This window comes from Bacillus sp. TH22 (assembly GCF_016651015.1).
GTDB classification, from domain to species: domain Bacteria; phylum Bacillota; class Bacilli; order Bacillales; family Bacillaceae_G; genus Bacillus_A; species Bacillus_A mycoides.
Genome location: NZ_JAEKER010000001.1, coordinates 5,229,247 through 5,254,432 on the forward strand (window position 1 = coordinate 5,229,247; position 25,186 = coordinate 5,254,432).

Annotated in this window: 23 protein-coding genes, 2 pseudogenes, 1 riboswitch and 1 other annotated feature; of the genes and pseudogenes, 17 read left to right on the forward strand and 8 right to left on the reverse strand. The window is 36.8% G+C overall.

Translation table 11 applies throughout. The features are described 5' to 3' along the window. Nucleotides 1-41: 41 nt before the first annotated feature. The 4 genes and pseudogenes from JFU18_RS26680 (at nt 42) to JFU18_RS26695 (ending at nt 6,012) form a co-directional block, all read left to right on the forward strand. Nucleotides 42-584: a CGNR zinc finger domain-containing protein gene (locus tag JFU18_RS26680; protein ID WP_085311951.1), complete on the forward strand. Its 543-nt coding sequence runs from the start codon at nt 42-44 to the stop codon at nt 582-584. 2 nt (nt 585-586) lie between these two features. Further along, nucleotides 587-820 (forward strand): annotated as a pseudogene (locus JFU18_RS26685) (SAM-dependent methyltransferase); the annotation flags it as partial. A gap of 146 nt (nt 821-966) precedes the next feature. Further along, complete coding sequence (locus JFU18_RS26690; RefSeq protein ID WP_201034119.1) at nt 967-3,474, forward strand: collagen-like protein; 2,508 nt, start codon at nt 967-969, stop codon at nt 3,472-3,474. Between the two features lie 24 nt (nt 3,475-3,498). Beyond that, nucleotides 3,499-6,012 (forward strand): BC_3345 family exosporium-associated protein, encoded by a 2,514-nt coding sequence (locus JFU18_RS26695; protein ID WP_201034118.1) that lies wholly within the window; start codon nt 3,499-3,501, stop codon nt 6,010-6,012. An 81-nt stretch (nt 6,013-6,093) separates the two neighbouring features. Here JFU18_RS26695 and JFU18_RS26700 read toward each other — a convergent pair whose 3' ends face one another. Both JFU18_RS26700 and JFU18_RS26705 read right to left on the reverse strand, forming a co-directional pair. Next, nucleotides 6,094-6,237, reverse strand: coding sequence for a hypothetical protein (locus JFU18_RS26700; protein WP_000945244.1), 144 nt, complete (start codon nt 6,235-6,237; stop codon nt 6,094-6,096). A gap of 97 nt (nt 6,238-6,334) precedes the next feature. Then, nucleotides 6,335-6,476: riboswitch (cyclic di-AMP (ydaO/yuaA leader) on the reverse strand. Nucleotides 6,477-6,504: 28 nt separating this feature from the next. Beyond that, nucleotides 6,505-6,975 (reverse strand): GNAT family N-acetyltransferase, encoded by a 471-nt coding sequence (locus tag JFU18_RS26705; protein ID WP_085311949.1) that lies wholly within the window; start codon nt 6,973-6,975, stop codon nt 6,505-6,507. 231 nt (nt 6,976-7,206) lie between these two features. Between JFU18_RS26705 and JFU18_RS26710 the strand changes: the two genes are divergently transcribed. Both JFU18_RS26710 and JFU18_RS26715 read left to right on the forward strand, forming a co-directional pair. Further along, entirely contained in the window at nt 7,207-7,455 is a 249-nt protein-coding gene (locus tag JFU18_RS26710) for a GlsB/YeaQ/YmgE family stress response membrane protein (protein WP_002033357.1), read from the forward strand. Between the two features lie 64 nt (nt 7,456-7,519). Continuing rightward, nucleotides 7,520-8,642 (forward strand): annotated as a pseudogene (locus JFU18_RS26715) (AI-2E family transporter). Nucleotides 8,643-8,670: 28 nt separating this feature from the next. Here JFU18_RS26715 and JFU18_RS26720 read toward each other — a convergent pair. Then, nucleotides 8,671-9,828 (reverse strand): 1-deoxy-D-xylulose-5-phosphate reductoisomerase, encoded by a 1,158-nt coding sequence (locus tag JFU18_RS26720; RefSeq protein WP_201034117.1) that lies wholly within the window; start codon nt 9,826-9,828, stop codon nt 8,671-8,673. 135 nt (nt 9,829-9,963) lie between these two features. After that, nucleotides 9,964-10,170, forward strand: a binding site (T-box leader). 43 nt (nt 10,171-10,213) lie between these two features. Here JFU18_RS26720 and JFU18_RS26725 point away from each other — a divergent pair. From JFU18_RS26725 to JFU18_RS26740, 4 genes are all read left to right on the forward strand, one after another. After that, on the forward strand, nt 10,214-11,212 hold the full coding sequence (locus JFU18_RS26725; RefSeq protein ID WP_242486453.1) for a tryptophan--tRNA ligase: 999 nt from the start codon (nt 10,214-10,216) through the stop codon (nt 11,210-11,212). 77 nt (nt 11,213-11,289) lie between these two features. Beyond that, a complete protein-coding gene (locus JFU18_RS26730) occupies nt 11,290-11,439 on the forward strand; it encodes a hypothetical protein (RefSeq protein ID WP_002014003.1) in 150 nt (49 codons plus the stop codon). Continuing rightward, a complete protein-coding gene (locus JFU18_RS26735) occupies nt 11,432-12,190 on the forward strand; it encodes an ABC transporter ATP-binding protein (protein WP_201034115.1) in 759 nt (252 codons plus the stop codon). The genes JFU18_RS26730 and JFU18_RS26735 overlap by 8 nt, the downstream gene beginning before the upstream one ends. Further along, nucleotides 12,187-14,676 carry an FtsX-like permease family protein gene (locus JFU18_RS26740; protein ID WP_201034114.1) on the forward strand — a complete coding sequence of 830 codons (2,490 nt, stop codon included), beginning with the start codon at nt 12,187-12,189 and terminating at the stop codon, nt 14,674-14,676. The genes JFU18_RS26735 and JFU18_RS26740 overlap by 4 nt, the downstream gene beginning before the upstream one ends. A 42-nt stretch (nt 14,677-14,718) precedes the next feature. Here JFU18_RS26740 and JFU18_RS26745 read toward each other — a convergent pair whose 3' ends face one another. Continuing rightward, nucleotides 14,719-15,168 carry an NUDIX hydrolase gene (locus JFU18_RS26745; protein ID WP_201034113.1) on the reverse strand — a complete coding sequence of 150 codons (450 nt, stop codon included), beginning with the start codon at nt 15,166-15,168 and terminating at the stop codon, nt 14,719-14,721. 17 nt (nt 15,169-15,185) lie between these two features. Continuing rightward, complete coding sequence (locus JFU18_RS26750; RefSeq protein WP_002013997.1) at nt 15,186-16,025, reverse strand: DUF2785 domain-containing protein; 840 nt, start codon at nt 16,023-16,025, stop codon at nt 15,186-15,188. 123 nt (nt 16,026-16,148) lie between these two features. Between JFU18_RS26750 and JFU18_RS26755 the strand changes: the two genes are divergently transcribed. The 3 genes from JFU18_RS26755 to JFU18_RS26765 all read left to right on the forward strand — a co-directional run bounded on the left by JFU18_RS26755 (nt 16,149) and on the right by JFU18_RS26765 (nt 18,951). Further along, the gene (locus JFU18_RS26755) at nt 16,149-16,871 is read left to right on the forward strand and encodes a GNAT family N-acetyltransferase (protein WP_201034112.1); all 723 of its coding nucleotides are present in this window, start codon (nt 16,149-16,151) and stop codon (nt 16,869-16,871) included. A gap of 180 nt (nt 16,872-17,051) precedes the next feature. Then, nucleotides 17,052-18,083, forward strand: a complete 1,032-nt coding sequence (locus tag JFU18_RS26760; protein ID WP_201034111.1) for a tyrosine-protein phosphatase — start codon at nt 17,052-17,054, stop codon at nt 18,081-18,083. A gap of 157 nt (nt 18,084-18,240) precedes the next feature. Next, on the forward strand, nt 18,241-18,951 hold the full coding sequence (locus tag JFU18_RS26765; protein WP_201031452.1) for a YjjG family noncanonical pyrimidine nucleotidase: 711 nt from the start codon (nt 18,241-18,243) through the stop codon (nt 18,949-18,951). A 500-nt stretch (nt 18,952-19,451) separates the two neighbouring features. Here JFU18_RS26765 and JFU18_RS26770 read toward each other — a convergent pair whose 3' ends face one another. Continuing rightward, nucleotides 19,452-19,949: a DinB family protein gene (locus tag JFU18_RS26770; RefSeq protein ID WP_002013992.1), complete on the reverse strand. Its 498-nt coding sequence runs from the start codon at nt 19,947-19,949 to the stop codon at nt 19,452-19,454. A gap of 536 nt (nt 19,950-20,485) precedes the next feature. Here JFU18_RS26770 and JFU18_RS26775 point away from each other — a divergent pair. Next, the gene (locus JFU18_RS26775) at nt 20,486-21,448 is read left to right on the forward strand and encodes a tubby C-terminal domain-like protein (RefSeq protein ID WP_085311938.1); all 963 of its coding nucleotides are present in this window, start codon (nt 20,486-20,488) and stop codon (nt 21,446-21,448) included. 301 nt (nt 21,449-21,749) lie between these two features. Here JFU18_RS26775 and JFU18_RS26780 read toward each other — a convergent pair whose 3' ends face one another. Beyond that, nucleotides 21,750-21,950: a helix-turn-helix transcriptional regulator gene (locus JFU18_RS26780; RefSeq protein ID WP_002084410.1), complete on the reverse strand. Its 201-nt coding sequence runs from the start codon at nt 21,948-21,950 to the stop codon at nt 21,750-21,752. After that, the gene (locus JFU18_RS26785; RefSeq protein ID WP_201034110.1) at nt 21,938-22,297 is read right to left on the reverse strand and encodes a DUF2178 domain-containing protein; all 360 of its coding nucleotides are present in this window, start codon (nt 22,295-22,297) and stop codon (nt 21,938-21,940) included. Before JFU18_RS26785 ends, JFU18_RS26780 begins: the two co-directional genes overlap by 13 nt. 180 nt (nt 22,298-22,477) lie before the next feature. Here JFU18_RS26785 and JFU18_RS26790 point away from each other — a divergent pair, with 180 nt between their 5' ends. The 3 genes from JFU18_RS26790 (at nt 22,478) to JFU18_RS26800 (ending at nt 25,143) form a co-directional block, all read left to right on the forward strand. Next, on the forward strand, nt 22,478-22,672 hold the full coding sequence (locus tag JFU18_RS26790; protein ID WP_002142517.1) for a hypothetical protein: 195 nt from the start codon (nt 22,478-22,480) through the stop codon (nt 22,670-22,672). Between the two features lie 88 nt (nt 22,673-22,760). Beyond that, nucleotides 22,761-23,486 (forward strand): ABC transporter ATP-binding protein, encoded by a 726-nt coding sequence (locus JFU18_RS26795; protein WP_002066081.1) that lies wholly within the window; start codon nt 22,761-22,763, stop codon nt 23,484-23,486. Further along, nucleotides 23,479-25,143, forward strand: a complete 1,665-nt coding sequence (locus JFU18_RS26800) for a putative ABC transporter permease subunit (RefSeq protein WP_201034109.1) — start codon at nt 23,479-23,481, stop codon at nt 25,141-25,143. The genes JFU18_RS26795 and JFU18_RS26800 overlap by 8 nt, the downstream gene beginning before the upstream one ends. Nucleotides 25,144-25,186 lie beyond the last annotated feature (43 nt).

A 25,186-nucleotide genomic window follows, 5' to 3' on the forward strand; every position in this document is an offset into this window, starting at 1 on the left:
AAGTCAGAAAAAAGTAAATTTTAAGAAGAAGGTGGATGGAATTGAATCAAAACGCACCAAATGAATTAGAATATATTCGGGGATTTTTAAATACATGGAGAATACCAAATGATACGAGAGAGCCAATTGATTTGTTGCAAACAGAAGGTGATATAAAGCAATTTATGAAAAAACATTTTCATAAAGAGTTTCTTTTTCATACGATAGATGAATTGAAACGTTTTCGAGAAGACATTCGGCTAACAATTGAAGGGGAAGGATCGTTGCAAAAGTGGTTAGAAAAATACCCATTTCAAGTACATGTAAAGGAAGATATGAAAGGTATTACATATGAACCAATACACGAAGAGAATGTGTATACAAAAATATTAAGCGTTGTTTTAATAGCGATTCAAGAAAATTTGTGGGGAAGGTTAAAAGCATGTCCGGATTGCCACTGGGTCTTTTACGACCATTCGCGTAATGGAAGTAAAAGATGGTGTGGTATGTATGCTGGAGACGAAGGAGGAAGAGCGTGCGGTACAATTGCGAAAGTGAAAAATTACAGAGCGAAGAGAAAAGGGAAATCGGGTTATAATGTGTAATCCCTATTACGTTTGAAACATTTAAAGGAGAAAATGTACAAGCAACATTATATAAGAGAAAAATAAGTACATACATAAATGAGTTAAATAGAACTGGATTTACAGTTGAAAGAATAGAAGAACCTGAACCATCTCGTGTATTTGATCAAGAACTAACTGAGCCTTCTACGAAGTATTGTTCTTTATATAAAGCTAGGATGGTGCCGACAACTTTTATTATTAAGGCGAGGAAATAAAGTATTTTATAAAAAGAAGCCTATCATTTCAAACAAATGAAATGATAGGCTTCTTTATTTTTTAAAAATGAGGTCAAATATGTACTTTTAATGTAAAAATGCATTTCATATAAAAAGTGTAATTATTTTTGGGAAGGGGGATTGTTGTGCGTCATCATAGAAATTGCAAAAAATTCGGAGTGGCACTGCCTCTTCCGCTTATAGGAGCAACTGGCCCTGTTGGTAACAGTGGCTCAACTGGTCCAACTGGAGGGCATGAAGGTCCAGTCGGGCCACAAGGAATCACCGGACCTAGAGGAGCAACGGGTCCACAAGGTCCTCAAGGGATACAAGGAATCCAAGGAGAGAGAGGGACGATAGGAGCTCAAGGATTACAAGGAGCTATTGGTGATACCGGAGAGTCAGGGGTTACGGGTCCAATTGGCTTGCAAGGTCCTCAAGGATTAATTGGAGATCAAGGACCAAGTGGCGATATTGGGGTACAAGGAATCCAAGGTATACAAGGAACTACAGGACCTGTTGGTAGTCAAGGTATACAAGGCCCCCAAGGAATACAAGGAGAAATAGGGGAGCGAGGACAAACAGGAGCACAAGGAATGCAAGGAGAGGTGGGGGAAACCGGCATCTCAGGTGTAACGGGTCCCCAAGGTTCCCAAGGGGGGCAAGGAATACAAGGGGAGCAAGGAGGTACTGGTATACAGGGAGACGAAGGGAACCAAGGGATACAAGGAATTACTGGAGAGCAGGGTCCCCAAGGCTCACAAGGAATACAAGGTATAGCTGGAACAACAGGGTCTACAGGGATACAAGGCTCTCAAGGTATAAGTGGAACTCAGGGAATAACAGGTGTAATAGGTATACAAGGTCCACAAGGTGTGCAAGGAATACAAGGTATAGCTGGAACAACAGGTTTTCAAGGCATAAAGGGAATAAGCGGTATAACGGGAGCGACGGGTAGCGTTGGTATTCAAGGTTCAGAAGGACCACCGGGCGGTCCGACGGGAACAACAGGTCCAATTGGTCCATCTAGTGGAGTGACTGGTCCATCTGGTCCCCCTGGCCCACCAGGTGGACCAACCGGTGTAACGGGTGAAACTGGTGCACAGGGAGGAACAGGGGGAACTGGTGTAATAGGCATGCAAGGGTTAGAAGGGATAACAGGTCCAACTGGACCTCAAGGTGTTAGAGGAGCACAAGGTTCCCAAGGTGTAGTTGGAGCAGTTGGAGTACAAGGGGCGCAAGGTTCTCAAGGTAACCGAGGTATAACAGGAGCAACTGGTGCAGAAGGTCCACAAGGAATACAAGGTCCGCAGGGAGAAATCGGTCCAACTGGTGCAGAAGGTCATAAAGGTATTCAAGGTATTCAAGGAATAATCGGTCCAACAGGTGCACAAGGATTGCAAGGGATACAAGGTATAGCCGGTCCAATAGGTGCAACAGGGGCGGCAGGAGTACAAGGTCCACAAGGAATCCGAGGAGTAACAGGTCAAGTTGGAGCACAAGGGATACAAGGAGTGCAAGGAATTCAAGGAGAAACAGGAGCAGCAGGAGTACAAGGAGCACAAGGAGTGCAAGGAATTCAAGGAGTAATTGGGTTGACTGGTGCTCAAGGTGCTCAAGGTCTTCAAGGAGTCCAAGGAATAACAGGCTCAACAGGAGCTATTGGTTTGCAAGGTTCTCAAGGAGTCCAAGGAATAACAGGCCCAGCAGGAGCTCAAGGTGTTCAAGGTCTTCAAGGAATACAAGGAATAACAGGTCCAACTGGTGCGCAAGGAATTAGGGGGCCTCAAGGAAATGTAGGGGAAGACGGTATAACAGGCCCGCAAGGAATACAAGGAGCACAAGGTAGTCAGGGCCCCGAAGGACCTCAAGGAAGCGTTGGAATTACTGGTGAAACGGGAGAAACAGGCCAGGCGGGGGAAACAGGAGCGACTGGATTACAAGGGTTGCAAGGTGTTCAAGGGATTATGGGGATACAAGGAATTACGGGAATGACAGGTAATACAGGAGAAACGGGAGTAATCGGAATTCAAGGTATCCAAGGTATTCAAGGTATACAAGGCCCAACAGGAGTAAGTGGAATGACAGGGGTTAGTGGTAGTATTGGCCCAGTTGGAGCACAAGGAAGTCAGGGACCAATTGGAGCGGTGGGACTTACAGGAGCAACTGGTAGTATAGGATCTATAGGTTTCTCGGGAATAGTAGGAGCGACAGGAGCAACTGGTTTACCTAGAGGGGGCGGTTATTTCTTTTCTACTGCAACGAGTGCTATTGCAGCCAATGCGTTAATACCAATAAATTCTGGTTCTACGATTTTTGGGGTAGGAGTTAGTTTAACAAATGCAACAACTATAACGTTAAGTGCGCCGGGGATATATTTAATAAGTTATTATTTTCAAGGGGATCCAAGTTTAGGAAATGAAACCATTTCGGTAAGGCTTGTGTTAAACGGAACGCAAGTCGCAGGGAGTTTTATTCTTTATGTTACAAAAGGTAATTTTATATTAGAACCATCGATTTCGAATACGATGGTTATTGAAGTTACTTCTCCAAATTCCACCTTGTCATTACAAAATGGTCCATTAAGTATAGGACATGTAACGACATTAGCAGGAGTAATAACAGCTAGTTTAAATATATTGAAATTAGTTTGATACACCATATATACATGGGAGGAGATGCTTGTGAAGAATCAAGATAAGTGTAGTAAGTTTCAAGCACCTATTCCTTTTCTTCCGTCAGGTATTACGGGGCCAACTGGACCAACTGGTCCGTCAGGTCCCTTAGGCGGACCGACTGGACCGCAAGGAATACAAGGGGTACAAGGGCCGATTGGCCCGACAGGTCCGACAGGAATTCAAGGAATCCAAGGAGTGCAGGGAGCGATTGGCCCAACAGGTCCAACAGGTTTAACTGGACCAAGAGGCTCTCAAGGGAGTCAAGGACCAATGGGCTCTCAAGGTCCAATGGGAATTCAAGGTGTTCAAGGGATTCAAGGAGAAAGGGGCCCAACGGGTCCAACAGGAATACAAGGTATCCAAGGAATACCTGGTCCAATGGGAGGAACAGGTCCAACAGGAATACAAGGTATACAAGGAGTACAAGGGGAAATTGGTCCAACAGGTCCAGCAGGAATACAAGGTATACAAGGAGTACAAGGGGAAATTGGTCCGACTGGCCCAACCGGAAATACTGGCATACAAGGTATTCAAGGGAATTTAGGAAGTAGTGGTTTACAAGGTGTAGCGGGTATACAAGGAATACAGGGGCCAATTGGTTCATCTGGCCCAATTGGTTCTCAAGGAATTCAAGGGACCCAGGGTTCGATGGGATTGCAGGGGGAAACCGGTGTTCAAGGTTTACAAGGTCCACAAGGTGATATGGGGTCAACAGGTCCTACTGGCTCTCAAGGAATCCAAGGAGTGCAAGGTGTAATAGGTCCGACGGGAGCAACAGGTTTGCAAGGGGATCCCGGTCCAACCGGCCCGACGGGCTCGACGGGAGTAACTGGCCCAACAGGTTCTTCAACCGGTCCGACGGGAGTAACTGGCCCAACAGGTCCACCAGGAGGTCCAACCGGAGCAACTGGACCAGCTGGATCTCCTGGTGGACCGACCGGAGCAACCGGAGCAACTGGTGCTACAGGAGCGACGGGAGCGACGGGAACAACTGGTTTACAAGGGGTGCAAGGTGTAATAGGTCCAACCGGAGCAACTGGTTTAACAGGTTTACAAGGAGTACAGGGACCGATGGGAGTAACAGGCCCAACGGGTGATCAAGGCATTCAAGGTCCCCAAGGACCGATGGGAGCAACAGGTCCAACTGGTTTACAGGGTTTACAAGGAGTACAGGGGCCGATAGGAGCAACAGGCCAGGCAGGTCCTCAAGGAGTGCAAGGGGCCCAGGGGCCAATCGGTCCAACAGGTCCTCAAGGAATACAAGGAATACAAGGTGAGCAAGGGGGAAGAGGAGCAACCGGTCCAACAGGCCTACAGGGTCTACAAGGAATCCAAGGTCCAATTGGCCCAACAGGTCTTCAAGGAGTGCAAGGAGTGCAAGGGGCAAGTGGTATAACAGGTCCAACCGGTTCACAAGGAATACAAGGCATACAGGGGCCACAAGGAGGTATAGGTCCAACCGGCGCGACTGGAATTCAAGGAGTGCAAGGTCCAGGGGGCCCAACAGGTCCAACTGGAGCAACAGGCCCGCAAGGAATTCAAGGAACGCAGGGTATTCAAGGCCCGACTGGCCCACAGGGAATTCAAGGGATACAAGGAATCCAAGGTCCAATTGGTCCAACCGGCCCAACTGGACCTCAAGGGATACAAGGAATAACCGGTTCAACAGGCCCGACTGGTCCAACCGGGGTAACTGGAATGACGGGAGAAACGGGTCCTCAAGGCCCTCAAGGAATCCAAGGCCCTCAAGGTGCCACTGGCCCAACGGGAGAAACAGGAGAAACAGGAGAAACGGGTCCCCAAGGTTCCCAAGGTATTCAAGGCCCCCAAGGAGAAACGGGTCCAACGGGAGCAACCGGCCCAATGGGAGCAACCGGCCCTCAAGGCGCGCAAGGAATCCAAGGTCCCCAAGGTGTAACGGGTCCAACAGGAGCAACCGGCTCGACCGGAGTGACAGGTGCGACTGGTCCGACAGGAATACAAGGAATAGGAGGAGCAACCGGTGCAACGGGAGTAACAGGAGTAACTGGTGCGATGGGAGCAACGGGAGCAACCGGCTCAACTGGACCAACTGGATCATCTGCTATATCAACAGGTGGTGGATACTTCTTTTCTACATCAACAAGTACAATTGCAGCAAATGCCAATATTCCAATTAATTCGGGATCCACTTTATATGGAACTGGTGTATCTTTAACTAGTGCCACGACTGTCACAGTATCCACCCCAGGCATATATTTAGTAAGCTACTATTTCCAAGGAGACGCAAATGGTGGAAATGAAGTAGTATCTGTAAGATTACTATTGAATGGAACACAAGTAACAGGGAGCTTTATACAAAATGTAACGACAGTAACTGTAATACTGGAACCATCCATTTCAAATACGCTTCTTGTAAATGTAACGAGTGCGAATTCGACGTTAATATTACAAAACGGACCATTAAGTATCGGGCATGTGACTACTATAGCGGGTACAATAACAGCAAGTTTAAATGTAGTGAGAATATTATAAAGAAAGCACAGGAAATATAAAAAACAAAAGGAATGTCTTTTTAGACATTCCTTTTGTTTTTAATTTTAAATAAACATTTTTTTATCTTTTCGGCTGAAAAATATGCTGAAAGAAGTATTTGTGATGTAAGTTATCTACAATTTTATTTGCTTGATATGTGCGGTGTTGTTCGAGTCGAAGTCTTTGCTCCATCATTTTTATTGCGTGATCTGATAAACGTAACATTGTACCAGTCTCCTTTTCTATAAATATAGTTTTCTGATTGATATCGATTCCATATTTATAACTAAGGAGGCAAAGTGTGTAACATAGGCAAAAAGCACCTTCCTCTCCCATTACGCTTACGAGGTTAGCTGTCGGACTCGGGAAGTGAGAGTTTCCCTACTTAAAAAGATTCGCCCCAAGTAGCATGGCTACAAAAATGGTTCCCCCGCTCCAAAATTTGGACTCAGCAAAAGGTTGTATAAAGTAAAAAATAACATAAATAAATAATTAAGTCAAATTATTTTGTGTTTTCTGTCTTTTAAGCTGCGTAAGAATCATGCCATCAGGTAGTGTTGTATCTGTTACTTCAATGAAGCTGTGTTTTTTATATAATGCGAGAGCTGGAGTATTGGCTTTACCCGTTTGTACAATGTATGTCATTGAAGACGAGAACATGTTAAATATATAAAGTAGCAGTTTCGTTGCGATTCCTTTTTGAAAAAAATCGGGCGATACAACTAATCTGTGGATATCGATTAGTTCTTCTTCTTGTATAAAAGAAATAAAGCCGACGAGTTTATTTTCAGAGAAATATCCATAGAATGTTTCATCACAATTTTGAATATCGTTTACAGTATCATATAAACGAGGTATTGCAGTACTGTTTAAAAAGTCTGCTTCAATTTTATAAGCTGGAATTTGAACCTTTAAAATGGATGTTGCTACTTCATAAGAAGTGGGAAGTAATTTATGAATCATAGATAATAACGCCTCCTTTAAATATGATATATTAATATAATTGATTTGTGGGTAAGTTTGACAATTTTTTTCTTTTTTGCATATAATATATGTATCTCCATACATAAAATGTTCGTAGGTATATTTCTATAGTAGGATATGGTTAGCGTAGATAAATACGTAATCTTATATAAGAGTTTAGCTACTCTTGTATTTGATAATACAAACTATAATAGAAATGAGGGACTAAAAATGGGATGGATTATTACATTAATAGTTGGTGCTATTATAGGTATAATTGCTAGTTCTATAACGGGTAAAAATTTTCCAGCTGGTATGTTTGGAAATATAATTGCTGGTTTACTAGGAGCTTGGTTAGGTAGTAGATTATTTGGATCTTTTGGGCCATCATTTGGTGGGATTCATGTCGTGCCAGCATTATTAGGTGCAATTGTGTTAATTCTTATTGTATCATTTGTAGTAAAAGCTGCAAGAAAATAAAGGCTATTACTGATTGTTTTATAAAGCCCTTTTAGGGCTTTTCCTAATTAGAGAGGTGGTACACTTGGAGAAAGTAAATATAAGAAAAAGAGATAAGTTGAAAAAGTTTTTTAAAGAACAAAATTATTTAGCTGTACTACTTGGATTCGCTTTGCTGTTTGTAAATATATTATTACTTACAAAAATATCATTCGTTTTTACACCGTTCGTCGTATTTTTAAAAACAATCTTTTTCCCAGTATTATTAGCGGGAGTACTATTTTATATATTGCATCCATTCGTTTCTCTTTTAGAAAGAAAAGGTGTGTCGAGAATTGTGTCAATTGCCTCGATATATATAATTGTTCTTGGATTATTTGTTTTTCTTGCGGTCACGGTTATTCCAATTATTAAAGATCAAGTAAATGCTTTAATAGATAACTTGCCATATTTCGGGCATGAAATCGAAAGGGCAGCACGTAAATTTGGAGAAAGTAATGTAATTGGTAGAATGCAGGAAAGTTTAAATATTGATTTTGCTAATATCGTAAAAGATTCTACAATGAACTTTACAAAATCATTATCATCAGTAACAGGAAATGTAACTGGATTTTTAAGTACAATTACTGAAGTTGTTTTAACATTTGTAATGGTTCCATTTATTTTGTTCTATCTTTTAAAAGATGGTGAGCAATTACCGAATCATTTTTTAAAGTTTATATCTGAGCAAAGACAACCGACTGCGAAGAGAATACTAGATGATATGCATTATGCGATTAGTTCGTATATTAGAGGGCAAATTATTGTTAGTTTATTTATCGGTATTATGCTATTAATCGGTTATCTTATTATTGGTATTAAATATGCGGTACTACTTGCTATTTTGGCGATGATTGTAAACATTGTTCCGTATGTAGGGCCAATTATCGCTATAACGCCAGCGTTAATTATCGCTTTTATTGATTCGCCAGCAATGATTTTAAAAGTAATTATTGTCATGATGGTTGTACAATTAGCAGAGGGGAAATTTATTTCACCACAAGTAATGGGAAAAAAGTTAGACATTCATCCAATTACTATCATTTTTATTATTTTAACTGCTTGGAAATTTATTTGGAATTATGGGGATTATTTTAGCAATTCCAGGATATGCGATATTAAAAGTGTTAGTTACGCATAGTTATAGATTTGTTAAGTTGAATACGTGAAAAAAGAGCTAAAACAGTTTTATCTGTTTTAGCTCTTTTTTATTAATAATTGATTTGCATATTGGCGTGCCCATTGATCAGCTTCTAATATAGCATCTAAAGAAGGATCTTTTACGTTATGATGAGCCTCAACGGTTTTGTAAATTGTTTTCTCAATATCGAAAAATGCAATTTCATTTTTAAGAAATAGTGCATTTGCAATTTCATTTGCTGCATTTAATACGGCTGGAGTTGTACCGCCAATTTTTCCACATTCAAATGCATATTGTAGACAGGGGAACTTTTCTAAATTTGGTTTTTCAAAATGCAAACTACCAATTTCTAATAAATTTAATTTTTCATAGGATGAAGGTAGCCGAGTAGGGTAGTGAAACGCATATTGAATCGGCATTCTCATATCAGGAGCACCGAGCTGTGCCATGACTGATCCATCAATAAATTCCACTAAAGAGTGAATGATACTTTCTTTATGAATCATAACATCAATTTTTTCATAAGGAATATCGAATAGCCACTTAGCTTCCATCACTTCAAACCCTTTATTCATTAACGTGGCAGAATCTATCGTTAGTTTTGCGCCCATTAACCAGTTTGGGTGTTTTAAAGCATCCTTCGCTTGTAATATTTTCATTTCTTCACGTGTTTTATCACGAAAAGCGCCGCCAGAAGCTGTAACAATTAATTTTTCGATTTCCTTATTATTTTCCCCATTTAAACATTGGAAAATGGCTGAATGTTCACTATCAACTGGAATTAGGCGGCATCCGTTTTGTTTCGCTAGTTCGGTGACGATATGTCCAGCTGCAACTAAAGTTTCTTTGTTAGCGATAGCGATATCTTTCTTCGCCTTTAATGCTTCAATTGTTGGGAGTAAACCTGAAACACCGACAACTGAACTTAATACAAGATTTGTATCAGGATGGGTAGATACTTCAATTAAACCATCAGTTCCATATGTAATTTTTGTATTTGTTGAAATACGAGAACGTAATGTGTCCGCTAATTCTTTTGTCGCTACGCTTACAATACGAGGCTGAAAAGATTCGATTTGTTTTTCGAGAAGATTGATATTATAATTTGCGGTTAAACCGACGATTTTAAAATGTTCAGGATGAGCGGAAACGACATCTAATGCAGATGTGCCAATGGATCCTGTTGAACCTAAAATGGATATATATTTTACCATAAAAAAACCTCCAAAGTTGTTTCGAGTATTTCTGCAAACCTATATATTATTAGACAATTAAGGTGGGAATTCCTGCTATATAAAACAGAAAATTAGGGTTTAATTGGAAAGGGAATGTGATAAACTGTAAAAAACGAAAAAGCAATGAAAGAGAAGAGTACATGTTCAAAACTTTTCAGAGAGCTGATATGTGGTGGGAATCAGTAAGTGATGAATATGGAATGGGCTCTGGAGCTTCTAGCTGAAATGAGTAGGCGAAGACGGTTACTTCACGTTAAGAAGTTGAAGTGAGCTATAATATAGCTAATTAAGGTGGTACCGCGGGAGCCTCTCGTCCTTTTTTTGGATGAGGGGCTCTTTTTATTTTGAGAAAGGAGGAGTTAGGATGAGCGAGAAAATTATGTTAACAGGAATTAAGCCGACAGGTTATCCGCATTTAGGAAATTATATTGGTGCAATTAAACCTGCATTGCAAATGTCAAAAAATAATGAAGGAAAAGCATTGTACTTTATAGCTGATTATCATGCGTTAAATGCAGTGCATGATCCAGAGAAGTTCAGTAGTTATACGAAAGAGGTAGCTGCTACTTGGTTATCACTTGGACTTAGCGAAGATGTTATTTTTTATCGACAAACGGAAGTGCCGGAAATTCTAGAATTAGCTTGGATATTAGCATGTCTAACTCCGAAAGGGCTTATGAACCGTGCCCATGCGTATAAGGCGAAGGTAGAGCAAAATAAAGAAGCGGGATTAGAAATTGATGCAGGTGTGAATATGGGATTATATACGTATCCGATTTTAATGGCAGCTGACATGTTACTATTTCAAGCTACTCATGTACCAGTTGGAAAAGACCAAATTCAGCATATTGAAATTGCGCGTGATATTGCGACGTATTTTAATCATACATTCGGCACGACATTTACACTTCCGGAGTATGTCATACAAGAAGAAGGTGCAATATTACCTGGTCTTGATGGAAGAAAAATGAGTAAAAGTTACGGAAATGTGATCCCGTTATTTGCAGAGCAAGAAAAGCTACGAAAGTTAATATTTAAAATCAAAACCGATTCTTCACTTCCAAATGAACCGAAAGAACTAGAAACATTATTTATGATATATAAAGAATTTGCGGCAGAAGATGAAATGCAGTCGATGCGTGAAAAGTATGAGACTGGAATCGGATGGGGCGATGTGAAAAAAGAGCTATTCCGCGTTGTAGACCGCGAATTAGCTGGACCTCGTGAGAAATATGAGATGTATATGAATAAGCCGAATTTATTATATGAGGCGTTAGAAAAAGGTGCCGAGCGGGCAAGAGAAATCGCAAAGGTAAATTTAGCGGAAATTAAAAAACGAATTGGATTTGAGAGGGGACGTTAAGCGTTCCCTTATTTTTTTATAAAAAAATCGAACGAAATTTAAATTTGTTACCAATATAGATTAAGGGAGGGATAGAAATGGATGCAATTCTCGAATTAAAAATGTTGTTATTTCAAATAGGAACAGAAATTATACCACCTAGTAATCTAAAAGAAAAAATTTTAATTCAAGTTAATCTAATGGAGGAAATAGCATTTAATAATGTTGAGGTGAATAAAGATGAGTGAAATTGTGTTAGCAGTTCAAGGTTTAAGTAAGACTTATGAGAGTGTAGATACAAATGTTAGAGCCTTACAAAATGTATCTTTGGAGTTAAATAAAGGAGAACTTCTTGCCGTAATGGGGACGAGTGGGTCTGGGAAGAGTACATTACTTAATATACTTGGTGCTTTAGACAAGCCTGATGAGGGAGTCGTATATGTAAATGGTGAAGGCCCTAAAAATATGTTTGTTGAACCATATGCGACGGAGTACAGGCGGGATAACATAGGATTCATATTTCAGGCATTTCATTTATTAAAGGATTTATCTGTAGAAGAGAATATTGCGTTACCCCTCATATTATCAGCTGATTCAGAAGAGGAGATACGAGAAAAAACAAATAAAATATTAGATGTTCTTGGTTTAGTAAATTGGAGAAATCATCGACCAGTTCAGCTTTCTGGGGGGCAACAACAACGTGTTGCAATTGGTAGGGCGTTAATAACATCTCCTCCAATTGTTCTTGCAGATGAGCCTACTGGAAATTTAGATTTCAATACGTCTAATGATATTTTACGAGTACTGGTCGATATGAAACAAAGATTCAATCAAAGTATGATTCTTGTTACTCATGATCCTCACATTGCTACGTATGCAGATCGGGTTCTTTTCTTTCATGATGGAGAAGTTGTTGATGATTATACGTGTTCTCATGGAGTAAATGATATAAATATCATTTTAAATAAATTTAAAAGATTAATGGAGAAATCAAAATGATAAAATCAGTACGAGGATTAGGTTTACGCTTTTTTAAGACGAATAAATTTACTGCTATCTCCTCTATAGTTAGCGTTATGTTGGCTGTTTCTCTAATTGTTACGATGATTGTATTTTCGAGCCATGCGAAACAGTCTGTTATAAATGAAGTTAAAAATTTATATGGAGATATGGATTTATCTGTTGGATATAACCCTGATCAAAATAAATTGATGGATAAATCTTTACTACAAAATATTAAGGAACAAGAAAATATTGAATACATGTCAAAAGTATTAGTAAATCATTTGCAAGTGAATAAATTGAATACAGCTATTTATACAGTAGGTGTTCAAAATGATTCGTTATCTAAAAGTCGATATCACTTCTCTAAAAATCTATCGAATGAGGAAGTAACATTAAATCATGGATTAGCAGAAACTCTACAAGTAAACGTTGGGGAAAAGATTGAAATAGAAAATAAATCCTATGTAGTAAAAGAAGTGTTATCTGATATAGAAGCTGGAGGTTCAGCTCCAGATATACTCGTTTTATCGAAAGGTACGGTGAAACAGCACGTATATGAAAAAACGGGTAAACACAATGAAGCTACTTATGTGTTGATAAAAGCAAAAGCGAATGCGGATGTACTAGCTTTGTCTAATCAAATTCATAAAATAGACAAAGAATTAAGAATCGATATTGCGGAGGAAGACGAGTTTTTAAAAAGTAACTTAGCGTCATTACATATTTTTATAGTTATTTTATCTGTATTAATACTTATTATTACTTCGTTATTATTAATGTCTAATTTTGAAGTGTTTTTATATAAATATAAAAGTCAATTTGCGATTATGCGATCAATGGGAGCAACAACGAAACAAATGTTTACAGTTATATTCATTCAATGTAGTGTAATTAATTTCTTTGGTGGAATATTTGGTTTGTTACTAGCTGTAATAAGTAACCGTTTTTTACAAAGTTGGCTAGAGCATTTATTTGCTTTTCAAATTAATTCGATGAGTTTCGACTATAAACTAGCAATTGTAACTGTGATTTGTAGTATCTTTTTTATTGAACTGTTTATGTTATATCCGTCATATAGAAGTTCGAAAATATTGCCAGTAAAGCTTATGCGCGAAAATGAAGAATCCGATTTTTCTAATAATAAAACACGCAGTATTATGGGGAAATTCCTTTTAATTAGTAGCATAGTTTTAACTGCTTTAGGTGGATTTGTAGCAAATACTGGAGATATGCAGGCGATAGTGATAGTAATAGGATCTATATTTCTTGTTTTAGGAGTGTATGTTTTATTTCCTATTTATCTTTCTTCGATATTAGAATTATGCCTACCTATGATGAAAAAAATATTTGGAAGGAACACATTTGTTGCTATTAAAAATGTAATTCCGCAAGTAAGGAAAAATACATTTGTTATCTTAATGATAAGTACGATGATGGTGATAGTTGTCTTTGGTTCCACTATTTTTAAAACAATGCAGAAAAATAATGAAAGATATTTAAAACGAGAATTTCCAACACATATTGTTGTGGAAAATCGTTTGAATAATGATTTAACCATTACCTCACCTCATATACAAAATATATTTAAAGAAATAAGTAGTATAAAAGGAGCTAGTACAATTAGTACGAACTCACTGGCAGAATTAAAGCAAGGTGAAAATTATATTACTTTTGACTATAATTTAGGTGATTTAAAGGAAATGGAAAAGCAAGGATTACTGTCAGAAGTACCTGCAAATTTGGAGAATAGTATAATTGTTACAGAAGAGTTAGCGGGACGGTATAAACTTCATGTAGGCGATATCGTTCAATTAGGTCTATTTTCAGAACAGGAACAAAAAGTTAGAGCGACTAGTAAGGTAGAAGTTGGGTTAATTGTTAACGAGCTACCGAATTCTCCTTCGGTACTCATGGATTGGAGTAATGTAACATATAAACAAGATTATACAGTTTTTGAGCGTGCATTTATTAGCTCAAATAATGAGAGAGAGACGTTGGAACAATTAAAGAAATTGAAAGGTCAATATCCACAATTAAAAATAAGTAGTTATACTCAATCGTTAAAACAATCTAATTTAATGTTTCAGCAAAGGTGGTCCATCTTCATCGTTGTTATTGTAGTAATTTTGCTTAGTGTAACATTAGGGGTGTGTAATACACTTATAAATAATATTCAATCTAAAAGAAAAGAGTTTGCTATTTTACGAGCAATAACAGTTAATAAAAAGGGTATTGTACAAATTATTTTGACGCAAGTTAATTTATATGTACTTATTGGAATCATACTAGGGGTTGTTATAGGAATATTATTAACCTATATGGTAAGTATAATAGATCGTACACCTTTATTTTTTGATTTCAAACTTATCGTAACGGTAATAGCGGGGATGTTCGGAATAGTCCTTATTATTTTTATTCCTTTTGCTAATAAAATAAGAAAAAGGGATATTGTACAAGAGTTAAATAAGGATAATAAATAAAAATATAGTCAAGATGAATTCCATCTTGGCTATATTAATAGTTCAATTCGACTTCCGAAAGTCAGTAATAATCTTCTCAATAACAGGAGGGAGATTACTAGGTAATTCATCAAGTGAAAAGAAGCGCAGTTCTTTCGATTCCGTTTGATCGCATACAAGCTCACCTTGAAATTCACGGCAAATATAAACAACGAGTACACCATGTACTTGATCACCGTTTGGATAGATTTGAAAGAAATCAGGTCCTGAGTATGTACGGAATAGTTCTGGATTTTTAATGATAAGTCCAGTTTCTTCATATACTTCTCGTTGTAAAGCGTCTTCTAACGTTTCGTTATATTCTAAGGCGCCACCAATAATGCCCCAGCGATTAAAATCTGTACGGAGCTGCAATAATATTTCATTTTTCTCATTTAATATAATGGCGTGTGATCCGATTAAAATGAGTGGATGATTTCCTACTAGATTTCTCATGTCTTCAATATAGCCCATAATTCTTCTCCTTATATTTAATAATAATTAGGCAGTTCTTTTAACATTTTTTCTGTTTTACGTGCTGTAAATGCTAAGTTATGATCATCTTTTGTTCTAAAAAATAATGTGCGTAAAAAGATTTTAATGTTTGCGCATAAAATACAATACTCATTAAGGGAAAGGCGTTTTCTAATTTGAGGAAGCCTTTTTATTTTTTTATAAATAATTGAAATTAACTCATCTTGCGGAAAGTCATGATATAGCATGGATAGTAACGGTGTAACAATTCGTTCATCTTCATTATTATGAAAAAGATCCGATGGGATGAAAATTTTATTTAATAAACAATGAATTAATTCCTCGTACCATTCAAAGGTCGTATAGGAATTGTGAACAATTTCAGAAAAGGCATCAGATACGTGGGCAAGACAATGAGCCCATCCTTTATTTTCAATATAGCCTCGAAAATCCATTTCTAAGTTTGTGTATGTAATGAGTTTGTTTTTTATTTCTTCGATATCCTCCTCTGTAAAAAAGTAGTGCGAGTTAGCGAATTGGAGTATTAATGCAAGTAACGAAACAGTATAAGAACGTGTGAAAACCCCATCTGTAAGTGGGGAGTGAATGTCACAATATAAATACTCATCACTTAAACAAGTTTGTAGAAGTAATTTCAGTTGATCGTCCATAAGGAATTCATGATGAATGAAATGTGCAAAACATTTATATATAAGTTGGTAACGAACGTAACTATCAGTTGTTCCGATATACTGAAGCATATTGAGCGTTAACTCATTAATATCTATATGTTGCAGTTGCGTATAGTCATTTTGTTGTATAAGCTCTAACTGTTGTTGCAGCGCTGTAATATCCAATGGAGAACCTCCTCCGCACTTTAAAGATGCAATGTTTTCTAGTATTCTATATATTCAAGGACAATCCTGCTCATGCAAGGAGAACGAGTAGAAATTCGAGTATGACATAGATGAGGGAAGTATATGATGACTATAGAACAGTTAGAAAAACATTTTAAAACAAGAAAAAATGCTTCTTCTATAATGATAAAAGAAAATGATGCAGAGGTTTTTACAGAAGAGCAATTAGAAGAGATAATGCAATATTGCGTTGCTGAAGCTGAAAAAGATGGAATAGAAGAATTTCAATTTGAGATTTCTTCAAAAAGCCCAAATTATAATGTGTATAAGAAATGTTTCGAAACGTATTCATTTGAATATATTACTGAAAACATGATTGTATTTAAGGATATATATGAAGTGGAAGATATAAAAAGTGATATTGATTTTAAGCTTATTGAAGAGATAGGCGAAGACGCTTTTTATTCACTGTGGAATGAAGTGACGGGAGAACAAATCGATTATGATCAATTTGTAAATACGATGCTACAAGAAATAGGTGGGCAATGGAAAGAACATTGTTTAACAGCAAGTATCGATGAAGAGCCAATAGGAATTGTAATCCCGCATATTGAAAGAGGTACGTTAGAAGAAGGAAAACTTATGTATTTCGCAGTCGCTCCAAATATGCGAAATAAAGGGTATGAAGCAGCATTCTTTACAGGGGCAATGTTTGTCTTAAAAGAAATAGGCGCATCTTATTATATTGGCGAGACAAATGTACAAAACGAGTGGATGAAGGATGTCTTTGAAAAGAACGGATGTCAGCAGCTGAGCTCTACTGAGCGATATGTGAGAAGGTTTTAGAAGGATGGATGGCTTACTCTCTCGAACTCATTTAGCGGGAATCCATGTACAACTTATGAACAAGTAAAAGAACTTTTTGCATGTTTGTAAGATAAAAAGAAAAATCGAAACGACAAAGTAAGCTTTCCTATAATACAATAGAGAAGGATTAGACTATACGAAGAAAGCGTTGGTGAAAGTATGAAGCAACAAAGAAATTGGCTACAAGCAACTGTAGAACGAAATGAAGATCATACGTTACAAATAAAGTGGGAAAATAATATAGAAGAAGTTCGTATTTATTGGAGTACTTCACCAGATCATATTGAAGAAAATGGAGAATTACTTGTAACAGTGAGTGGGGATTCAGCATGTACAATTGAAAACCCGAGTGAAAATGAGCGTCCATATTTTAGGTTAGTAGGAAGTAATGGACAAGCAGTCACAGTAGCTGAGCGTAGATTACCATTACAAGGTGCGTTTAACTTCCGTGATATGGGAGGATATGAAACGACTGAAGGCCGTAAAGTAAAATGGGGCAAGTTGTACCGTTCTGAAGAATTAGCAGGATTAACAGAATGGGATATCGAGTATTTACAGAAGTCGGGCTTAAAGTTAATTTGTGATTACCGTACAGATTTTGAAGTGAAACATAAGCCGAATCCAGGTGTTACAGGTGCTCGTCAAGTATGCTTACCAGTAATGCAAGAATTAGCGAAAGATTTAAATATAAATGAATTTTTCCAAGTTGGTGACCTTTCTATGTTAGGGAAACCAGGCGAGTATCTTGTGAAAATGAATCAAGATTTCGTAAGTGGTAATGAAGCATTCGTGAGCTTCTTAAACCTAGCGCAAAACCCGGAAAACTTACCGTTAGTAAACCACTGTACAGCTGGAAAAGACCGTACTGGATTTGGTTCCGCATTATTATTACTTCTATTAGGTGTATCAGAAGAAACGGTAATGCAAGACTATTTATTAAGTAACGGTTTCCGTGAGAAGTTAAACGAAAAAATGATGGCATTTTTAGGCGCAAAATTACAAAACGATGAAAGTAGAGCAATATTAGGTGCGATGTTTGAAGCTCGTGCTGAATATTTACAAGCTGCAATGAATGAAATCCAAAAGCAATACGGATCAGTGGAAGCATACGCTGAAAAAGCTCTTGGCTTTACGAAAGAATCGTTAGAGGAAATGAAAGTGTTATTGCTAGAAGATAAAGTGAAACTTTAATCAGTGAGGGGGCATCCCCACTGATTATTAGCCTTCACCAATCGGACTGCCCGTTAATGCGTGATAAATAATGAGGAGGGAGGCTGATTGGATTAGCCTCCTTTTATTATTGTTGCTATAATTAAGCTATGAGAATATAGGAATTGAGGCGAACATCATGAAATACAAAGTAATACTATTCGACGTAGACGATACATTATTAGATTTCCCTGAAACAGAAAGAAACGCATTACATAACGCATTTGTACAATTTGGCATGCCTACAGGGTATAATGATTATCTTGCAAGTTATAAAGAGATTAGTAATGGATTATGGAGAGATTTAGAGAATAAAATGATTACGCTAAGTGAATTAGCGGTAGATCGATTTAGACAATTATTTGCTCTTCATACTCTAGAAGTAGACGCGCAGCATTTTAGTGATGTATACCTTGAAAACTTAGGAAAAGAAGTACATCTTATAGATGGTGCAGTGCAATTATGTGAGAATCTTCAAGATTGCAAGTTAGGTATCATTACGAATGGATATACAAAAGTGCAACAATCTAGAATTGGAAATTCGCCTTTATGTAACTTCTTTGATCATATTATTATTTCTGAAGAAGTCGGCCATCAAAAACCAGCGCGTGAGATTTTTGATTATGCGTTTGAAAAGCTTGGGATTACTGATAAATCAAGTGTACTAATGGTTGGAGACTCGCTAACTTCTGATATGAAAGGTGGAGAAGATTACGGTATTGATACGTGTTGGTATAATCCGAGTCTGAAAGAAAACAAGACAAGTGTTAAGCCGACCTATGAAGTGGAGAACCTGCTACAAATTTTAGAAATTGCGGAAGTGGCGGAAGAAAAGGTAGCTTCATTTTAATAGAGTTAAGATTTTTCGATTAGTTGATATATATTAAGTTACGGTAGATATATTTGAAAAATCGTTCATATAAGTTCATATACTATGATATGGAACAAAAAAAGATGTTACCAAGTCAAAATAATTTTACTGAAAGAAAACAGAGATAAAATTAGAACCATTTAAACAAGCTGGAATTGAAATTGAGGATTAATGTGGAGAAGGTTTTGGAAAACAGAAATAACACAAAATAATATATTTAGCTGTTTGTAATTGGTCATTACAAACAGCTAAAAAAAACGATTGCCTCTTAGGATCCAAGCAATCGTTTTTTTTATTTTTTCGGAGATGAAATTTGTATTTTTATACCCTATCTCCATCAAGTTTAAAAAATGTTTGTTCCCCAGTAATGAAAAAAATGAATTTAATTCTCATAAATAACTGTAAAGTGGTAAAAATTTCGTTTTGGGTGTAATTTAAAATCTTAAGTTAATGGGCATGGGGTGGAACCCTTTCCTTGTTTAGACCGGATATCCGCCTGTTGGCGGTGGCCAAGCACTAAATAATCTGCGAATCAGCACAATTTCTCCTAAATGGTAGGAGTTATGAGATGCAATATTCCGTAGAACACCGCCAGGGGTTTCACCAGGCCATTCCTCCAATGTTTTGTCCAATTGAACAGTTTGGGCGATCGTGCATGCCTGTTCAATCCCTTGAAGAAAATACTGAATAATCTGTTGCCACTCTTCCTCACTGCCAGGGCATTCTTCTTCAGGCCAGCTCTCTTTTACATGGGCAGGCAATGCAGGCTTCTTCCCCTGAGCGGATAATAAGAGAAAATCTTGCCAATAGGTCATGTGTTTCACTAATTGATAAATAGAATAAGGCAGTTCCTCTCTGCGTTTTCCCGCAAGCGCCACGTCTATATCCGATAAAGCATTCTTGATGGGAAGATGTCCTCGTTCTCCTCTTAACGATTTTACTAATGCCTGGCTAAACGCTTTATTTGATTGCTCCATAATAACTGACTCCCATCCTGTTTTATTTTCTAATTTGCTGATTTTATGATTCCGTTTTTTTTATATGTACTAAATAAATTATAGAAGCTTTACGACTATTAAGAGAAAGTAAAATAAGGCAAGAATCACTGACTTCTTAACGTACAGGAAATCGTAGGTTTTTATTTGATTAGTACCTTAATGTACAATTGTATTAACAGATAAATCAAAGGTTCGAATGACAACATTCAGGTCTGCGTTAATGTCAGCCACTTTTGATTTTAGCTTTTCCGATCCCTCCTGAATTTTATCCAATTGATTTTATTGTGAATGAACTATGAGTTGATTATAATAATTAGAGTGAACTCTAAGTCAAGAAAAAAATAATAAAAGGATAGTTATTCTATTATGAGGGAGTTCGCGAAGCAAAAATAGCGCTACTATACTAAGGTCATTCACGTGTTATAATGCGATAATTAAATATTCATATATACATAGTTTCTCAGAGTGATGCGATGTCATGTATGAGCTGTGTAACAACTAGAGGTGAGTGAAGGATGTTAACGTTTTTATTTGAGTTAGACAAGGCTATCCCGCAGAAGGATGAGCCACGGTATGCCGCTTATGCAAATGGCTTTATTGAAGGGGATTTAACAATTCGCGTGAGTGACAGCGTATTTTTTCAGAAGTCATGCATGAAGGTTGCAGAGCTTGGCATTTATTTAGGACAGTGGATGGAACAAGTGCAACATGGACAGAAAGAACAATTGAATTATGAAACGAGTGACCGTGAGGAAGTAATTCTCGGATTCGTATATGAAGAGGAAGATCAGTGGAGAGTTTTTTCCAGTTGGCAGCAATTTGAACTTCAAGAGCGTATATCAACTACAACATTAGTAGAGAGCGTTCAACGCTATTTATATGAGCTAAATAAGGAACTGCGCGCGATAGGATATCCTGTGACGTTTGATCAGTACTTAAGAGGAGAGCGAATGATGCAACTTTCTTATAAACGACTGTGTGATAGTAAAGCGGATACGACTTCGATAGAGGTTTACAATGGAAGCGAAGGAGTAGGCGCAGTACGGGGCTATTATAAAAATACGTTGATGAAAGTGCTAGACTTCATTCCGAAAGTCGGTAGTAATATCATTTATGAAATAAAGGATAGTAAGAACAATATTCGCGTCATTGCAAAGGATGTAAGTAGGCAGCGTCAAAGAAGGATTTTAGTAACGTACATCGATAATAATGATGCAGAGCATGAAATACTTGTATGTGACGGAAAGTTATTAGATGCAAATTTCTTATTTACTTTTACATATAAGACAGAAGAATATGTTGTTCACAAAACTTCAATTGGGCTTGGAAAATTATTACGAAACGGCTATGTAATCGCAGATTGGAATATTCGTCTTGAGGAAGATATGTATTGTATCGAGATGGATGTATATGATGAGGATTATATAGAGGATCAATACTTACTGTTAGGTGTATTTCATGCTGTTTTGTATGGGTGATAAAGTGAAACTTTAATCAGTGGGGGTCTTATTGCCCGTAAATAGTGGGATAAATGAGAAGTACCGGTATTCTTCATGGAAAGAATACTGGTATTTTTTATGTTGTTCTGGAAAAAGTACGGTATTTTCGTTGCAACATACTGGTCGCTTTGATGAATGCAGTGATAAAAACCATAAAAAATAGGCGTATCAAGCAAAGTGTTGATACACCTTAAAACTACATTGTTAAACAACATGCGTCGTCTAGTATATATTTAATTACTTTAGATTCAGTATTATATATTAAACTTGGTGCCCTTTATTAATCCTCAAAAATAAAAACCTCATCAATCGTACTATGTAGTGCCCTCGCTATATCGTGAGCAAGCTGTAAGGAAGGATTATATTTTCCTTTCTCGAGATGGCTAATCGTTTCACGACGTACACCAACCTTTTTCGCTAAATCTTCCTGCGTCATATGTACTTTGGCACGATATTCTTTTATCTTCGTTACGAACGCCATGGTGCATCTTCCATTTCATCAACTGGTTTATCGTAAAAGAACATAGAGAAGCCGAACGTAAGAATGAGTGTGCTGAAAATAAGAGCAATATCAATCTCTTGTAGTGTAGGATTCGGAAATAACATTTCAATAAACATAATGATAGCTGTTGTTAATATTGTAATAATGAATGCATTTCGGCACGATTTAATGACAATTTGTTCAAAAAGCTCATCGTGATGAACTTTTCTATACGTCGTGAAAAAGGAGAAGAAACAGAACATAGTAAACAATCCTTTTTCATAAAAAAATCCGAGAAACCCAAAGAAACCGAGAAATCCTAAATATTTTATCCAAGTCGTTTTCATGATTGATGCTCCTTTCGGTGTTAGAAATAAATCACTATATGTTATAAATATATCACATATGGAAATTCATAGTAATAATAGTTTTGCGATTTATTTCATAATAATAGTAAAAAAGGTTAAATATTCTGTAAAATAAAAAGGGAAATATCGTAAAATGGATGTAAGGAGGGGGAGGACGAAATGTTAACTGGGATAATGATCGTTATATTACTTGTAGTTATTACTGTAATTGGAACGGTGTTAATTGGGCGAAATGGTGATGCGAATTATAGTAAAGCGACAAAAGGAAATATTAAACGACTTACGATGATTTATATAATACTAGCTGTTGTTTTAATCGTTGGATTAGGAGTTTATATTTATTTTAAAGGTTAAAAAAACTGAAAAATGTAAAAATCTATAAATATAAGTATGCTATAATATTAATATAGTTAATTGGTAATTAAGGAAAGGATTGGATGTAATGATCGAAATTTTGAATGTGTCAAAAAGTTATAATGGATCTAACTATGCAGTAAAAGATTTAAGTTTATCTGTACCGAGCGGAGAAATCTTTGGGTTTTTAGGACCGAATGGTGCGGGTAAATCAACGACAATTAAGATGATTACTGGTATTCATGGGGTGGACAAAGGAACCATTACAATCAACGGTAAAGATATTATGAAAAATCCGATGGAGGCGAAGAAAACATTTGGCTATGTTCCAGATAGCCCGGATATGTTTTTACGATTAAAAGGGATTGAATATTTAAACTTTATGGCTGATATGTATGAAGTACCGAAGGAAGTAAGACAAGAACGAATAGAGTCATTAGCGAAGAAGTTTGATCTGTACAATGCTTTATCTGATCAAATTCAAAGTTATTCACACGGTATGAGACAAAAGATTGTTATTATCGGTGTGCTCGTACATGAACCAGATGTGTGGATTTTAGATGAACCGTTAACAGGTCTTGATCCGAAATCTGCATATATTTTAAAAGAAATGATGAGAGAACATGCAGATAAAGGGAAGATTGTATTTTTCTCGACACACGTATTAGAAGTAGCTGAAAAAATATGTGACCGCGTCGCGATTATTAATAAGGGAAATCTTCAGTTTAAAGGGAATTTAAATGAAATGAGAGACCATTTTGAATCCAATGAATCACTTGAAAAAATGTTCTTGGAGATGACGGGAAATGAGTAAAATTTGGACGTTAACGAAAGTATTATTGAAATTAAATTATGCAGATTTCATAACAGATAAAAAGAAAAGGTGGGCGTATTTATTTTCATTTGCAGCCATTTTATTTGTAGGTTTTTTAATATTCGGTTCGATGACCCATGGAATATATGAAGGAATGATACACCTCGGACAGGATCCAGGAATTGTTATTGCGATGGGATTAGCAGTTGCTAGTATATGGGTATTTTTGATGAGTATTATGAACATTTTAACAGTGTTTTACTATAGTAATGATGTTGAAATGTTGCTACCGTTACCATTAAAACCAGCGCAAATTATTTCGGCAAAGTTCTTTACAGTGTTAATTACACAATACGTAATGAGCTCGTTTATTTTATTGCCTATCTTTATTACTTACGGTTTAAAGAGTGGTGCTTTCATTACATATTACATTTATATGATTGTCATTTACTTATTCTTCCCGATCATTCCGCTAGTTTTAGCTTCGTTAATTATGACAATTATTATGAGGTATACGAATATAGCGAAAAATAAAGATCGAGGAAGTATATTTATTGGAATCGTAAGTATACTATTTATCGTCGGAATCAATGTATTTATGCAATGGAGAAATAAAAGTGCAGTATCTGGAGCTGGAGATTCAGTTGCGAATTATCTTACAAATAATCAATCCTCCCTTTTCATACAAATGACAAATTATTTTCCGACTACATATTTTGGTGCAATGGGATTAGTAGAAAATGCATCGTGGAAGGGAATATTATACGTACTAATATACATTCTTATTTCTATCGCATTTTTCGGTTTGTTTTATTACATTGCAGAGCGTACATATTTAAAAGGGGTTATTGGACTTTCAACGAGTACAGCAAAGAAAGAGGTAATTTCACCAGAAGGTTTACAGAAATCAACAGTACAAAGTTCTCATTTAAAAGCATATGTGAAAAAAGAATTTAAAACGTTATTCCGTACACCACAATTTTTCTTAAATTGTATTGTGCAAACTTTCGTTATGCCAATTATGCTGTTCTTTGTTTTGTTTGTACAAGATGGAAATTTAAAATGGATTACAGGGTATATTGATAATCCAGAATCAGCAGGTTTCGCAATTGGTGTTGGCCTTTGTGCATCCTTATTTTTAATGGGGAGTAACGTTATTGCAACAACGTCATTCTCACGAGATGGAAGCTCTTGGTTTGTTAATCGCTACTTACCAGTAAAGGCTTCGGATATCTTTTTTGCGAAAGCGATAACGGCCTGGTTAATTAATGTAATCATTTTAGGAGTATTCGGTATTACAATGGCATTTGTAGCAGGTATTTCGCCAGTCTTCATGATACTTTGGTTCTTACTAAGTGCGAACGGTTTATTGTTAATTAATTTAATCGGTACACGCTGGGATGCACAAACTGCAGATATTCATTGGGATACAGAACAGAAATTATTTAAAAGTCGATATACAACTTTGTGGAATTTTTTAGCTAATATTTTAATAGCTTTAGTTATTGTAGCGGGTGTAAGTGTATTATACTTCTTCCTTCAAGTAGGACTTTGGATTATGTTTATCGTTTTATTTGTAATGTTTACGATTGTAAATTATATCTTTATTAAAATTTTAAAATTAGGCGCTGAGCGTATATTGTCAAATATTAATTAAAAAGGTAGATCCTCTGTATTCGTGCAGGGGATTTATCCATAGA

What these genes read in the sequence shown, in the direction of transcription:
- JFU18_RS26755 (WP_201034112.1), top strand. Translation starts at nt 16,149, where the DNA reads ATGATGACTATAGAACAGTTAGAAAAACATTTTAAAACAAGAAAAAAT.
- JFU18_RS26710 (WP_002033357.1), top strand. Translation starts at nt 7,207, where the DNA reads ATGGGATGGATTATTACATTAATAGTTGGTGCTATTATAGGTATAATT.
- JFU18_RS26740 (WP_201034114.1), top strand. Translation starts at nt 12,187, where the DNA reads ATGATAAAATCAGTACGAGGATTAGGTTTACGCTTTTTTAAGACGAAT.
- JFU18_RS26765 (WP_201031452.1), top strand. Translation starts at nt 18,241, where the DNA reads ATGAAATACAAAGTAATACTATTCGACGTAGACGATACATTATTAGAT.
- JFU18_RS26770 (WP_002013992.1), bottom strand. Translation starts at nt 19,949, where the DNA reads ATGGAGCAATCAAATAAAGCGTTTAGCCAGGCATTAGTAAAATCGTTA.
- JFU18_RS26700 (WP_000945244.1), bottom strand. Translation starts at nt 6,237, where the DNA reads ATGTTACGTTTATCAGATCACGCAATAAAAATGATGGAGCAAAGACTT.
- JFU18_RS26795 (WP_002066081.1), top strand. Translation starts at nt 22,761, where the DNA reads ATGATCGAAATTTTGAATGTGTCAAAAAGTTATAATGGATCTAACTAT.
- JFU18_RS26720 (WP_201034117.1), bottom strand. Translation starts at nt 9,828, where the DNA reads ATGGTAAAATATATATCCATTTTAGGTTCAACAGGATCCATTGGCACA.
- JFU18_RS26725 (WP_242486453.1), top strand. Translation starts at nt 10,214, where the DNA reads ATGAGCGAGAAAATTATGTTAACAGGAATTAAGCCGACAGGTTATCCG.
- JFU18_RS26695 (WP_201034118.1), top strand. Translation starts at nt 3,499, where the DNA reads ATGCTTGTGAAGAATCAAGATAAGTGTAGTAAGTTTCAAGCACCTATT.
- JFU18_RS26790 (WP_002142517.1), top strand. Translation starts at nt 22,478, where the DNA reads ATGTTAACTGGGATAATGATCGTTATATTACTTGTAGTTATTACTGTA.
- JFU18_RS26760 (WP_201034111.1), top strand. Translation starts at nt 17,052, where the DNA reads ATGAAGCAACAAAGAAATTGGCTACAAGCAACTGTAGAACGAAATGAA.
- JFU18_RS26775 (WP_085311938.1), top strand. Translation starts at nt 20,486, where the DNA reads ATGTTAACGTTTTTATTTGAGTTAGACAAGGCTATCCCGCAGAAGGAT.
- JFU18_RS26745 (WP_201034113.1), bottom strand. Translation starts at nt 15,168, where the DNA reads ATGGGCTATATTGAAGACATGAGAAATCTAGTAGGAAATCATCCACTC.
- JFU18_RS26800 (WP_201034109.1), top strand. Translation starts at nt 23,479, where the DNA reads ATGAGTAAAATTTGGACGTTAACGAAAGTATTATTGAAATTAAATTAT.
- JFU18_RS26705 (WP_085311949.1), bottom strand. Translation starts at nt 6,975, where the DNA reads ATGATTCATAAATTACTTCCCACTTCTTATGAAGTAGCAACATCCATT.
- JFU18_RS26735 (WP_201034115.1), top strand. Translation starts at nt 11,432, where the DNA reads ATGAGTGAAATTGTGTTAGCAGTTCAAGGTTTAAGTAAGACTTATGAG.
- JFU18_RS26780 (WP_002084410.1), bottom strand. Translation starts at nt 21,950, where the DNA reads ATGGCGTTCGTAACGAAGATAAAAGAATATCGTGCCAAAGTACATATG.
- JFU18_RS26730 (WP_002014003.1), top strand. Translation starts at nt 11,290, where the DNA reads ATGGATGCAATTCTCGAATTAAAAATGTTGTTATTTCAAATAGGAACA.
- JFU18_RS26785 (WP_201034110.1), bottom strand. Translation starts at nt 22,297, where the DNA reads ATGAAAACGACTTGGATAAAATATTTAGGATTTCTCGGTTTCTTTGGG.